This is a genomic window from Allomuricauda sp. d1, assembly GCF_039592695.1.
Taxonomy (GTDB): domain Bacteria; phylum Bacteroidota; class Bacteroidia; order Flavobacteriales; family Flavobacteriaceae; genus Flagellimonas_A.
On record NZ_JBBUTK010000003.1, the window covers coordinates 464,769 to 478,467 of the forward strand.

11 protein-coding genes are annotated in these 13,699 nt (G+C 44.1%); 6 read left to right on the forward strand and 5 right to left on the reverse strand.

The genetic code is table 11. From position 1 onward, the window contains the following. Window positions 1-54 precede the first annotated feature (54 nt). Window positions 55-1,608, forward strand: coding sequence for an aldehyde dehydrogenase family protein (locus tag AAAH86_RS13845; RefSeq protein ID WP_343488243.1), 1,554 nt, complete (start codon window positions 55-57; stop codon window positions 1,606-1,608). Window positions 1,609-1,937: 329 nt separating this feature from the next. On the opposite strand, the gene AAAH86_RS13850 is transcribed toward AAAH86_RS13845, so the two are convergent. Then, entirely contained in the window at window positions 1,938-2,501 is a 564-nt protein-coding gene (locus AAAH86_RS13850; RefSeq protein WP_343488244.1) for a hypothetical protein, read from the reverse strand. 507 nt (window positions 2,502-3,008) lie between these two features. Here AAAH86_RS13850 and AAAH86_RS13855 point away from each other — a divergent pair. Beyond that, a complete protein-coding gene (locus AAAH86_RS13855) occupies window positions 3,009-3,917 on the forward strand; it encodes an OmpA family protein (RefSeq protein WP_343488245.1) in 909 nt (302 codons plus the stop codon). Window positions 3,918-3,943: 26 nt separating this feature from the next. After that, the gene (locus AAAH86_RS13860) at window positions 3,944-4,501 is read left to right on the forward strand and encodes a hypothetical protein (RefSeq protein ID WP_343488246.1); all 558 of its coding nucleotides are present in this window, start codon (window positions 3,944-3,946) and stop codon (window positions 4,499-4,501) included. A 124-nt stretch (window positions 4,502-4,625) separates the two neighbouring features. On the opposite strand, the gene AAAH86_RS13865 is transcribed toward AAAH86_RS13860, so the two are convergent. Both AAAH86_RS13865 and AAAH86_RS13870 read right to left on the reverse strand, forming a co-directional pair. Next, window positions 4,626-5,621, reverse strand: coding sequence for an acyl-ACP desaturase (locus tag AAAH86_RS13865; RefSeq protein WP_343488370.1), 996 nt, complete (start codon window positions 5,619-5,621; stop codon window positions 4,626-4,628). Between the two features lie 56 nt (window positions 5,622-5,677). Further along, on the reverse strand, window positions 5,678-6,403 hold the full coding sequence (locus AAAH86_RS13870; protein ID WP_343488247.1) for a metallophosphoesterase family protein: 726 nt from the start codon (window positions 6,401-6,403) through the stop codon (window positions 5,678-5,680). Between the two features lie 199 nt (window positions 6,404-6,602). Here AAAH86_RS13870 and AAAH86_RS13875 point away from each other — a divergent pair, with 199 nt between their 5' ends. The 3 genes from AAAH86_RS13875 (at window position 6,603) to AAAH86_RS13885 (ending at window position 11,803) form a co-directional block, all read left to right on the forward strand. Next, window positions 6,603-10,295, forward strand: a complete 3,693-nt coding sequence (locus AAAH86_RS13875; protein WP_343488248.1) for a T9SS type A sorting domain-containing protein — start codon at window positions 6,603-6,605, stop codon at window positions 10,293-10,295. A gap of 85 nt (window positions 10,296-10,380) precedes the next feature. Next, window positions 10,381-10,806, forward strand: a complete 426-nt coding sequence (locus tag AAAH86_RS13880) for a hypothetical protein (RefSeq protein WP_343488249.1) — start codon at window positions 10,381-10,383, stop codon at window positions 10,804-10,806. Between the two features lie 49 nt (window positions 10,807-10,855). Further along, window positions 10,856-11,803, forward strand: coding sequence for a carbohydrate kinase (locus tag AAAH86_RS13885; protein ID WP_343488250.1), 948 nt, complete (start codon window positions 10,856-10,858; stop codon window positions 11,801-11,803). On the opposite strand, the gene AAAH86_RS13890 is transcribed toward AAAH86_RS13885, so the two are convergent. Together AAAH86_RS13890 and AAAH86_RS13895 are read right to left on the reverse strand one after the other, a co-directional pair. Next, window positions 11,800-12,939: an ATP-binding protein gene (locus tag AAAH86_RS13890; RefSeq protein WP_343488251.1), complete on the reverse strand. Its 1,140-nt coding sequence runs from the start codon at window positions 12,937-12,939 to the stop codon at window positions 11,800-11,802. The genes AAAH86_RS13885 and AAAH86_RS13890 overlap by 4 nt on opposite strands. After that, window positions 12,936-13,691, reverse strand: a complete 756-nt coding sequence (locus AAAH86_RS13895; RefSeq protein WP_343488252.1) for an SDR family NAD(P)-dependent oxidoreductase — start codon at window positions 13,689-13,691, stop codon at window positions 12,936-12,938. The genes AAAH86_RS13890 and AAAH86_RS13895 overlap by 4 nt, the downstream gene beginning before the upstream one ends. Between the last annotated feature and the right edge of the window lie 8 nt (window positions 13,692-13,699).

Sequence of the window (13,699 nt, forward strand, 5' to 3'; positions counted from 1 at the left end):
TATTCTTTGTAGTTTTGTGCCAATTCTAACAATACCTTTTAAAAAAGTTACAAAATGTCCGTAATTGCCACAGATTTTGGAATTGAAAACGCCCTTGAAACATTAGGAATCAAAGAAATAAATGACGGCACTTCCACAGGTTCCGAAAACTTCGGTTCTGGTGAGCTTATTGAATCATACTCCCCAGTTGATGGCCAGCTTATCGGCAAGGTGAAAAGCACGACCAAAGAAGACTATGAAAAAGTCATGCAAGTGGCCACAAAAGCTTTTGAACACTGGCGTACCATGCCCGCACCGCAGCGTGGTGAAATTGTGCGCCGATTTGGTGAAAAACTACGTGAGCTTAAAGAACCTTTGGGCAAACTGGTATCCTATGAAATGGGCAAATCATACCAAGAGGGGCTGGGCGAGGTACAAGAAATGATTGATATCTGCGACTTTGCAGTAGGGCTTTCACGCCAGTTGCATGGTCTCACGATGCACTCTGAACGACCAGGGCATCGTATGTACGAACAGTACCATCCCTTAGGTGTAGTGGGTATTATTTCGGCGTTCAACTTCCCCGTAGCGGTATGGGCATGGAACACCGCTTTGGCATGGGTATGTGGTGACGTCTGTGTTTGGAAACCTTCTGAAAAGACTCCCTTATGTGGCGTGGCCTGTCAGCGTGTCATTGCAGAGGTATTGAAAGAAAATGATCTTCCCGAAGGTATATCGTGCCTTATCAATGGAGACTACAATGTGGGGGAATTTATGACCCAAGACAAACGCATTCCGTTGGTTTCGGCCACAGGATCCATACGCATGGGTAAGATTGTGGCGCAGGCTGTGGCCGCTCGATTGGGCAAATCATTGTTGGAACTTGGCGGTAATAACGCCATCATCGTCACTCCCGATGCCGATATCAAAATGACGGTCATCGGGGCCGTCTTTGGGGCTGTGGGCACAGCAGGTCAACGCTGTACCTCGACCCGACGGTTGATCATACATGAATCCATTTACGATAAGGTGAAGAATGCCGTGGTCGATGCCTATGGGCAACTGCGCATAGGCAATCCTTTGGATGAAAACAACCATGTTGGCCCGCTTATCGACACCGATGCGGTCAAAATGTATCAAAAAGCACTCGAAAAAGTAGAAGATGAAGGTGGAAATATCATTGTGGAAGGTGGAGTGCTCTCTGGTGAGGAATATGAAAGTGGATGTTACGTGAAACCTGCCATCGCAGAAGCTGAGAACAATTTTGAAATCGTACAAGAGGAAACCTTTGCCCCGATTCTGTACCTTATCAAATATTCGGGAAGCGTCGAGAATGCCATCGAGCTTCAAAATGGTGTTGTTCAGGGATTATCCTCGGCAATCATGACCAATAACCTTCGGGAAGCTGAGCGTTTTCTATCTGCTTCTGGTAGTGATTGCGGTATCGCAAATGTCAATATTGGCACTTCAGGGGCCGAGATTGGTGGTGCCTTTGGTGGCGAAAAAGAAACAGGTGGTGGTCGTGAGAGTGGTTCTGATGCTTGGAAAATCTACATGAGACGACAAACCAACACCATCAACTACACTACAGAATTGCCGCTTGCCCAAGGCATCAAGTTTGATTTATAAACCTAACAGGTTTTGAAAACCTGTTAGGTCTAAACTAGAAATAAAAATTCCCTGATTCCTTAGCTCCTTCATCCGATTGGGGTCGGACTGGCTCAAACAATCAGGGAGTTTTTACATGGTGCTAAAAGTATCCTTGTTCCGGATGCAGGGGCACCTTTAGTTGACTTGGGTATTTACTGATCTTTCATGCTTTCACTTTTTCTAACTGTGGGGGGCTCATCGATGGTCCAACTACCCCTCAACAGTGTTTGGGCACCCAAAAGGAGTACCAAGCCGCAAAAGCCAAAAAAATTAAGTATGGTGGTTTTCATAATGGTGTTTTAAAAATCTTAGTAATCCAATCCGAAATAATCCATGACTTCGTAATAAGACATTTTGGTGAAATCTACACTAGATGTTTTACTTGTAGTATTTGCGGGAACAGCCACATACTTAAAGCTAATGTCTACCCAATTGGTCGGGTCGGGTAACGCGCTTCCATCTCTTCTACGAGCCGTAATTCGAATATTACCTTCGGATATTCCGTTTACAACAAATTCAAACAATCCATCATCCCAAGGAACGATATAAATAACAGTAGGCTCAAAATCTAATCGCATATAAATCAAAACAGCACTGTTTTCAAGAGTATTGCTGTCAATTTCAGGAGCGGTAAGGTTTATCGATTGAGTTGATCCTCCTCCAGACCCCCAATCTGCATTTACAAAAGTGGTCCAATCGCTGACTATTATGTTGGCATTACCATCTTCACCGTTCATTCCATCTTGACCCGCCACCCCTTGTGGTCCTTGAGGACCAATTGCACCGTCTTCACCATCTTCTGGTGAGCAAGCTGTAATAATCAAGGCCAGCACTAATGCTACCATCTTTAAAAAGTTCATCATTGTTCTCATAATCATAAAATTTAACTGGTTGATGTATGCAAAATTATTTCATAAGACATTGATTACAAGTCAATTATATATGTTTGGAAGAAAAAAATGTATGATTGTGGTTATCTGCTGTATGGTCGGTAAATCATACCTTTTATAAAGATTGTTCTTATTTATAATGTAAGTAAGGACATAAAAAAACCACCTCCCTTTTGAAGTTTAGGGAGATGGTTTTTAACCAACTTAACTAACTCAAACTTATATCTTGAACCCTACCTCAATGCCGGAACTTTGTCGGGAGAAATAGGGCTTTTCATGTAACTTTTGCATAAAATTCCGTAAAATTTGGCCTACTAGCTTCCAACTTCTTATGCCTGGTCAATAAAATTGTACTATTGGTAATTTTTGCCGTGTCTTTGGCAATTCATTTTTATCCAACTCTTTAATAACCAATATTTAATTCCTGTTTTTTAACTTTTTTATAAGATTTTTAATAATTTGTGCTTCTTAACACTAATTATTACTAAAATGGGAAGAAATCTTGCCTATCTGATTGGTATCATCGTTACCATTTTGATAGGAATTTATTTTTACAACAGCTGCTGTAATTGTTGCAATGGCACTGTTGATGACAAAGACCCGGCACAAGAAACCCCTATCGCCAATGAACCTACGGCAACTTCGTATCCTTTCGCTTTGGCAGATGGTGATTTTTTGTATGAGGTCAATGACAACTTTAACTTTAATGTTTCATCGCCTTCCTTTCTTTTACCACTTTCTGATTCTGTAAAAAAAGGGGTCGCTGCATTGAGCGACCATCTCTCGACCAATGCTGAGCGGGTGGTCAACATTATCGGATATTACAAAGCTGATGAAGAGAACACCACTGCATATCCGAATCTTGGCATTGCACGTGCAAACTCGGTCAAAAACCATTTTGTCACCAGTGGCATTTCATCAGCACAGATCAACACCTCTGGCCAGTTGATGGATGAAATGATTCCTGAGGAAGGAATATACCTTGGGCCTGTAGCCTACGGCATCGAGGCCAAAGACTCAAATGCCGATGAAGAATTACAGGCACTGTACGATAAGATAAAAGCCAATCCACTGGTGCTATATTTCGAAACAGGGCAAGCTTCAATCAACCTTTCTGCCGAACAACGGCAAAAAGTTGCGGATATCTCGCGTTACCTCGATAAGGCCGTAGATGCCTCATGTCTTGTGATCGGGCACACCGATAATACGGGCAGTAGGGCCACCAACATCAAGCTTGGGCAAGATCGTGCCGAATTTGCCAAAAACTATTTGATGCAAAATGGTATCGTCGAATCTAAAATAGAGGCCTCATCTGAAGGCCCTGACAACCCAATCGTAAGCAATGGCACCGAAGCTGGTCGCGCAAAAAACCGTAGGGTCGTCGTCACTTTAAACTAATAATAGTAACTATAAAATTTTTAAAAATGGATTTCGAAAATATGAATATGTGGTGTTGGTTGATTCCTCTGTTGACCGGCCTTCTTTGTGGAATCATTGGGTACTTTTGGGGCAAGGGCAGCAGCACCGTGGTTGATAATTCAGATGAGCTCAAGTCACTAAGAGACAAAAATGCCAAGCTACAGGCCGATTTAGATGCCTGCAACAAAAAGCTGACATCAAAGACTTCTTCGGCGTCAAGTGGGGTTGCTTCTTCACTTGCTCGTGGTGCAGCCACTGCAGTTGCCTTTGATGCCAATGCGGCAAAAGCGGCTTTCGGCAAGAAAATCAAGCAAGACGACCTTAAAATTGTAGAGGGTATTGGCCCAAAAATCGAGCAGTTGTTCCATGACCATGGTATCAAAACTTGGAAAGCACTTTCTGAGGCTGCCGTTTCAAAATGTCAAGAGGTGCTTGATTCTGGTGGTGAGCGTTATCGAATTCACGATCCAGCATCATGGCCCATGCAGGCCAAAATGGCCTATGAAGGCAAGTGGGCAGCGCTTATTAAATGGCAAGACGAGCACAAGAGTGGTAAGTTTTAACTATGACCAACCTGAAAACGGGGCCAACCATATTCGGTTGGCCTTTTTTTTAAACTCCTTTAGACTTTTTGCGTTTTAGTGAAAATCAAGTGTTTTTAGCAAATGGAAAAGGTCTAAAGAAGTTCTATAACATTCCGTTGGCCTCGACCCATTTGAACCGATACTGCTCTTGGCCAAAGCTCATACGTTGCGCAATGCGTTCGAGCCTTTCTGGCAATTTGACCAAATAGTCGCGGGCCTTTTCTGCAGACTCCGATAGTGAACGCAGATTCTCAATGTCCCAACTGGCATTCAGTTTTTTTAAGATGTCTATATAGTCCTGGGCCGTATATACACCCAACCGTTGTGCACAGTCAGAAAAAAGCTCAAATGCTTTTCCGGCACTCTGGCCCGACTCCCTCAAAAAATGGGCGGGCATCACGATTTTCTTTTTCATCATATCGGCAAAGGCCATAAGCATTCCGCTGGGATCCTCACCAAAAATGGTCTTCACAAATTCACTATAGGCCAGATGGTGCCGCATCTCATCGCCCGCAATGATGTTGCACATTTTTGAAAGTGACAGATTGCCTTTTTCTTTTGCGAGTTTACCGACTCTCTTATGTGATATGTTCGTGGCGAGTTCTTGAAACGTTGTATAGACAAAATTTTTATAGGGGTCTCGGTCCGTACCGATGTCAAAACCATCATTGATGAGGTGTTGCGTGGTCATTTCTACTTCACGCATGTTCACCCGCCCTGATAGATACAGGTATTTGTTCAGTACATCGCCATGGCGGTTCTCCTCGGCCGTCCAAGCCCTGACCCATCGCGACCAACTGTTTCCCTTTTCGTCGTGCTGGTCAATGCCTTCAACATCCATCAGCCATGATTCGTATGTCGGTAAGGCTTCCTCGGTGACGGTATCGCCAACCAAGACTACCCAAAAGTCGTAACCGAGCTCTTTGGCCTCTTCCCTGATTTTGTGCACTTCATCAAAAAAGCTGTCGCTTTCCGAATCTGGCAAAAAATCGCTGGGCTGCCAAATGGTTTCAATGGGCATAAGAAATTGCTCCATAAAGCCATCTACTTGGGGTTCAATGGCCTGCATCACCTCTAAACGTATATTTTTCTCTGGCACGGTTACCTTTTTTACAAAGGTGTCCATAATATTCGAGACTGTTGACTGTAAAGCAGTTAATTTCTACCTCTTTCCCCCGAATATTGTGTGTGAACAGGATCACTTTGCCAAAATTCCTTGGTTTCGACATCCATCATGGTCAGAGGCCCTTTGAACGCTGCTCCAGTATCCACATTCCAAACATTGGCTGCTTTTTTGGGTTCTGCCATCCCTGTTTTCGAAATTGGGGTGTGGCCGATAAAGATTTCGTTGTAGTTGGCCAGACGCTTCGGATAGTTCGTATCACCAGGCGCCAATCGATTGCCGACGGTCTGTGCCAGCTCCCACAGGGTTCTGTCCCAATAAAAATATTCTTTAAAATATTCATATTCCACCCCCTTGAGGTTTGTAAAACCTGCATGTAGAAATAGGCGGTTTTCATCATCCAAGTAATAGTTTTGCAATGACTCATAGAAGTCAATATGGGTTTCCCACGTACGCTTGTCCACTTTCAGATAGGATTGTCGGGTAGCCTCGCCCCCATGCGCCAGCCATGTCGGGTTTTCAATCTGGTTTTTCAGCCAATCTTTGCACAACTCATCGTGGTTGCCCCTGATGAAAATACAATTGTGGGTCTTTTTAAGCTGGATGAGATAGTCTACGGTCTCGACCGCTTCGCTCCATCCATCCACATAATCCCCCAAAAAAATCAAAAGGTCTTCATGATTTACTTCAGCCTTTTGCAAAACTTGTTCGAGTGCCCTTAAACCAGAATGGATGTCACCAATAACCAATTTTCTCATTATACAGAAACCCTTGAATTTTTAAGCAATCTATTCATTTCAACTGTGTGCAAACCTCAGTTAAATCAATGAAAAAAGCAAAGTTTTGTCAGAGCAAGATTTGATCAGTGTATTTCGTCGAAAAATCATAAAATTTTCTTAACGACTCCGATTTATTTGATATTTTAAAAGCTTTCTAGAACTACTAAATCCACCGAAAATGAAAACACTTTTACCCAAGAACAATCTATGTTCTTTTTTAACGCTTGGGCTTCTGATAGGATGCTTCCAGTTATCGGCCCAGCAATTGCAAAAACAGTACCAGGGCCCGCTCAACAAGGGGCATGCACTTTACAAGAGCACCAAAATCTACGACAGTAAAACCGGGCCAGTGGGCGTCAAGCCGAAGCGCATCGGCGACCGTGCCATCGACCGATGGATCTATGAAAAAGGAATGCTTCAAAATCCATACACCCAAGAGATTCCTAAAAACATTCACCAGGCAGAGGCCCTTTTCTCAAAGAACATTCCGGCGAGCAAAATGGCTACTGAAAACCAGACCTCTAAAGGAAGAAGCAGGGTTGGTACCTACAGACCATGGGGCAATCGCGGTCCGGGCAATGTGGGCGGGCGCACCCGTGCACTGGCACTCGATAGAAAAAACGAAAACATTGTTTTTGCCGGGGGTGTTTCTGGCGGCTTGTACCGCTCGACCGATTTGGGACAGACTTGGGACAAAATCACCCGAAATTTCCAATCGCCCAGCATCACAGCCATCGAACAAGATCCAAGACCGGGCAAAGAAAATATTTGGTACTATGTGTCAGGTGAACGCTTTGGCAATTCCGCCTCAGCATCCGGCGCTTTCTATCAAGGTTCGGGCATCTACAAATCCCTGAATGGCGGAAAAAACTTTTTTCTTTTGAGAGACACCAATGACAACGATGTCACTACAATTTCAGCCTTTGACATCATCAACAGTATCGAAGTACATCCAAAGACTGGTGATGTTTATGTGGGCACTTTTGAGGGAATTTACCGATCCAGAAGAGGATGGGGAAATTTTGAGCCTGTGCTATTTGGTGGATTCAATGCCAACTCTGAGGTCATGATAACCCCATCTGGTAAGATATATGCCACACTGGATACTATCGGGGAAGAAAACGCTGGTTTCTATGTAAGCAGCAATGGCGTTGATTATGATAACATTACACCCCCTGGCATTCCTCCCACTTTTGGCAGAACTGTGATGGCCTACGATCCGTCGGATGAAAATCGGGTCTATTTTTTCTCCTTCAACTTTGGCCCCGAATCTGAGGCATTTCTTTGGAGGTACCAGGCCGATGCCGCTACACCTGAAGAGCAGTGGGTCGATCTAAGTGCCAATTTGCCTTTGAACCTTCCCGGTATTGCCGCGGCCCTAAACCTACAAGGAGCTTACAATATGGTGATCGAAGTACATCCCACCAATCCCGATATTGTCTTTGTTGGAGGAACGAATCTATACCGATCTTTTGACGGTTTTACCACTCCCGTAGGACTTGACTCCCGTATTGGTGGCTATACCATTTTTGCAGATTCGTTTGCATTGTATCCGAATCACCATCCCGATCAGCATAATATGGCGTTCTTGCCATCAAACCCAAATCGGGTGATCACGGCCAATGATGGCGGGGTGCAAATCACGGAAGATATTACCCAAACGGAAGCCCCTGTAGAATGGACTTCCTTGAACAACAACTATATCACCACCCAACCCTATGCCATTTCTTTTGACCCCGAAGCCAATAGCAACGACCTTTTGGCGGGTTTTCAGGACAATGGTACGTGGTTTACCGATTCTGAAAGTTTAAATGACCCATGGATTGAGGATTTCAGTGGCGACGGCACCTACAATGCCATTGCCGACGGTGGCCTCACCCGCTATGTTTCTGCCCAGTTTGGGGTAACCTTCAGGTTTAATTTTGATGAGGATGGTAATTTTGTGTCTTTTACCAGAGTACAGCCTGCAGGTGCTTCTGGTTTCAGTTTTGTGGCCCCCTTTATTTTGGATCCCAATAATGACAACATCATGTACTACCCTGCAGGCAACGTGATGTGGCGAAACGATAATCTCGACAATATCCCGTTGTTTTCAAATGCACTTGCTACGGAAGGATGGAACCAACTATCGCAAACCGCTGTGCCCAACGGTGCACAGATCACCGCATTGGATGTTTCGACCTTCCCGATAGCGAACACTTTATATTACGGCACGCAGGATGGTCAGATCTTTAAGATGGAAAATGCCAATCTCGACGGACAAAAAGTTGAGGATGTTTCCACGGGAAGGGGACTCCCTCCTGGCAATGTGAACAATATCTATGTCGATCCAAAAAATCCAGACCGTGTTTTTGCCGTGTTTTCGAACTATAACATCCCCAGTGTGTTCATGACCCGTGATGGTGGTGAAACTTGGAAGGATATCAGTGGAAATCTTGAAGAAAACAGAGATGGTACGGGCAACGGCCCTTCCGTAAGATGGTTTGCCATGTTGGGCAAAAATAATGGCTATTTTGTGGGCACCAGTACAGGACTCTATTTTACAAGACAACTTCAAGGAAGAAAGACCTATTGGAGAAGAATCTATCGTGTTGGCGATAATGTCATTCCACAGGTAAGAACCCGAAAAGATGGTTTTGTGGCCGCAGCAGCACATGGTAACGGAGTATTCAGTGCCAATTTTTGGGTTGATGCACTGCCCGAACCAAAGTTGAGCGTTGCCAACCTTATTGATGACATTACCTTGCCGATAGGTTTTCCTGAGACGGTGACCATTGATTTGGAGCAGGTGTTCGAGAGCACTCGAAAAAAGGCTGATATCAACTATGAACTTACTAACAGTAACCCAAGTTTAGTCAATGCAGTTCTCGACGGCAGTACGTTGAGTTTTACCATAACCTCTGGGCTGGAAGGTTCTTCGTCCATCGGTATCATTGCCCGTTCTGGCCGCGAAAAGGTTTCGGAAGGCTTTAAGGTCAATGTGATAGAGCCCGCTATTTATGAGCAGGTTGATGCAGCGGTCACCAGCAGCCCATCGCAGTTCTTTCTTGATTTTGGTGGCTTGGCGCAATCGGCTGACGATTTTATTGTTCCCGAAGGAAGTACCTGGAAAATCAACCGGGTGGTCGCCTTTGGTGCTGCAAACAACAGCCCTATTTTAGACAACGTTTCCGTATCGATTTATGCTGATGCAGGAGGCGTGCCAGGTGATGAAATCTACAGCAGCGGTGATTTGACACCGATTTCTGACCCATCTGATACGAATTTGAACATAGAACTGCCTGACGAGGTCGAACTCACGTCGGGAAGCTATTGGTTATCCGTTTATACCAATTTGGCCTTTAACCCCAATGCGACGCAGTGGTTCTGGTTCAAGCAGGCACAGGTCATCGGCAATGAGAGTGCCTTTAGGGATGTTCTGGACCTTTTTGTCACAGGTGCCGTTGATTGGACACCCCAGAGCCAATCGTTGGGGGGCGCGCCAAGTGACCAGATCTTCCAGATTTTTGGAATGGTCGAAAATGCCACAGAGGCTGCAGACGAACCTTTGATTGCCGCCTCTGAAACCAATGAAGTTCTTAGCAATAATGAAGCCGTGGAGCAAAGTTTGGCCGAATTGAACACCAATGTATTGGTTTCTGTCTGGCCCAACCCATCGAGCCAAAATTTTGAGTTCACAATGATTGAGGCCCAAGATCAAAAGGTTACGACCCGTATCTATAATATTCTCGGACAATTGGTTCATGAAATTAAAGACCAAGACACGTCAAGATCTTTCAACTGGAATGCTTCCAGAAGTCCGGCAGGGGTTTACTTTGTGAAAATCTCAGGCCAAAAGACCAACAGTAGTTTTAAACTGGTCAAAAAATAAATTGATTAAAAGGCGCTTCAAATTTGAAGCGCCTTTTTAATCTAATCGTATGTTCTGAAACGTATATAGTTTCAAACCCCTTATTATGAAATTATTTTTAATCTTGCTTTTGGTAATGGTAGGCAATTCATGTACCGAAAAACAGATGGGTGAGAGCCTATCCCCAGAAAACGATTCCACTATTGATATTGGTGAAGATGCCCCGCAAGAGAGCCAAAATCCCAATGAAATTGTACTGACCGCTTTCGTCATAGAAACTTTTGATGCCAAAAAAGAAATCTGCGGACAGGAAAAGCAAAATGTAGTCGCTGTCAAAATTGACCGTATCGTTTCACACGGCCAAGGCATCGTCAACCTGCCCAAAAAAGACCAGGAGCTATTGGTGCATTTTTTGGTGATGAACGAAAAACCTGAAGAAAATCAAAAGTTAGCGCTTACCGCACAAGAATCACTCTGCGCAGATGCCTCTAAAACATACTTCACCATATTGAAACACGAAATTTCGGAGTAGAGAAAATAAATTTCTGACTACATTTAGCGATGCAATCATTGATGATTAGATGAAAAAAGTTTATTGCATTGGCGAGTTGCTTATTGATTTTGTCGCCGAAAATCAGGGCAGTGATCTATCAAAAGCAAATCATTTCACAAAAAAAGCCGGGGGTGCTCCGGCAAATGTGGCCTGTGTCATCGCAAAACTGGGCGGTAAAAGCGCATTCGTAGGATGTGTGGGCAATGACCCCTTTGGAAAATTTCTTTTGAATGTCTTGAAAAACGAAAAAGTTGATGTTTCATTGGCGCAACAATCAAAAACTTTCACGACACTTGCTTTTGTTTCTCTGGCGGATGACGGTGAGCGTGATTTTGTTTTCAACAGAGGTGCGGACAGGGAACTGAAATACGACTCCACCATCAAAAAAGGATTTGAGGGCAACCTGATTCACTTCGGGGCGGCAACGGCGCTATTGGGCGGCCCGTTGGAGGAAGCCTACGGTCATTACCTCTTCGATGCGTTGACCAAAGACTGTTTCATCAGTTTTGATCCCAATTTCAGGATTGATCTTTGGAAAGAGAACGAAGCTACATTCATCAAAAAATGCCTGCCCTTCGTTGAAAAATCACATCTGTGCAAGTTCAGTTTGGAGGAGGCACAACTGTTATCCAAGAAAAATACCGTTGAGGATGCATGTCAGAAATTGCATGAGGTAGGCGCGAAAATCATCACGGTGACCCTTGGCAAGGAAGGAACTTTTGTAAGCACCGAGAAAAAACAGGGTGTTGTTGATAGTATCGAGGTGAACCCTGTGGATACGACAGGTGCCGGTGATGCTTTTATAGGATGCCTACTCCACCAAATTGCCCAGTTGAACAGTTTTCAACGTATTTTTCACGAAAGCGAACTGCTTTTCAATATGGTAAAAAAAGCCAATAAGGCCGGGGCCTTGACCACCACAAAATACGGGGCGATTGCAGCCTTGCCCTCCGAAGCTGATTTGGCAGAAGCCTAATTGGCGTATCGTACTTTTCTGAGAATACGAAACGACAGTTTTAGCGATTGGTACAATTTTCTATCATAATTTTTGATAATGGGCCTCGCAGCCTCCATCTGCTCTTTGGCTTCTTCAAAACCGTTCAGATAGCAAATGAGATACGTATCGGGTAAATACGAAAGGTCTTGTTTTTCTGCTGGGGTCAACCGAATGTCTTTGGCTACTTTTTGAACCAACGCATTGTTGGTGTTGAAGATATGGTGCAATGTTTTTTTGTCGTATTCAGGGAATTCAAACACCAATTTGCTGTCAATTTTATAACTGCCATTTTCTGAAAAAGTAATGAGTACCTCTTCCAAAGGATAGTATTTCTGTTGTTTGCCCAATCCGAGTTGTACATATTCCAACGTTGAAAATGTGCTGTCATCATAATGTATCACCACTTCGTCCAGTGTAGAGTAAAACAGTTTTACCTGTTCATTGATGAGTTCAATATCAACCCGCGAGTAGTAGGTCTTATCACCCACTTGTTTGGTATTGCCAGCCCAACAGACCACAAATTGCTCTTTAAAAACTTTGTAATTGCTGGTCAAATCAGCATGTCGGTTGTTGATAAAGTCGATGACACCATCCAACGTCAGTTCAATGTTGTTTCGGGCATGCTGTTCAATAGTGGCAACTTTGTCTGAATTGATGTCTTTCAGTTCAATGTCAAATGCTTTGGGAAGACTGATGCTTCCCTCACGGAAAAAAACCGCGCCACCATAATACTTCCAGATGTTTTTTCGAAGGGCGCAGACCTTTCCATTTGATTTTATGGTGACCAAACCGACCACCTTTCCCTCAGGCAAATGCGGAAACGGAATGTTCTCATAAGCAATCAGGGGTGGATTGTCCAAATAGGCATTGACCAGATTTTGAATTTTGCTGTCATCAAAAAAATCGACCCCGATGATTTTATTGTCCTCATCCTCAACTCCAACGACGATATATGAGTTGTTCTTGGGATTGCTGTTGGCCAGCGCACAGACATGCTTTAAAAATTTTGCCTTACCCTCTTTTTCGCCAATGGAGATAAATCGTTTTTTATCATAAAAACTGTTCTCATCGTTATGGGCGAGCAGGTTTTTGACAAGAAGGCGTTTATTGATCATGGCCTTTTTCTGACTATTGTCGAACTCGCCTGTGCCGTGGGCATGACCACCAAATCGGCAATGTTGACATGCGGTAGTCGGGTAATGGCAAATAGGATGATTTCTGCAACGTCTTCAGGAAAAAGGGGTTGGTAACCTTGATATACTTTTTCAGCCCTGTTGGCATCACCTTTAAAGCGAATGTCACTGAACTCGGTTTCCACCAGCCCCGGATTTATAGCTCCCACTCTTATGCCGTGTTCGTTTAAATCAATGCGCATGGCTTGGTTGATGGCATCTACCGCATGTTTGCTCGCACAATACACATTGCCTTTGGGGTAGACCTCTTTGCCTGCTGTTGAACCAATATTGAGGATATGGCCTGACTTTCGCTTCACCATACTGGGAATAATGGCCTTGGTCACATAAAGCAGCCCTTTGACATTGATGTCGAGCATGGCATCCCAATCATCAAGACTGCCCTTGTCAATGGGGTCAAGCCCATGGGCATTGCCCGCATTATTTATCAAAACGTCGATATTGGAAAATGGTGCTTTCAGTGATTCAATGGATTTCGTTACCGCTTCCCTATCACGAACATCAAAATTCAATGTGGCAATCTCGGTTTTTCTACTCAGTGTTTTTTTTAAATCATCCAAACGCTCTTGTCGTCGCCCACAAATCACCAAACGAAAGCCTTCTTTGGCCAATCGTTCGGCGGTGGCTTTTCCGATACCGCTTGTAGCCCCTGTGATCAATACAGTTTTTGACATCTTTCTCT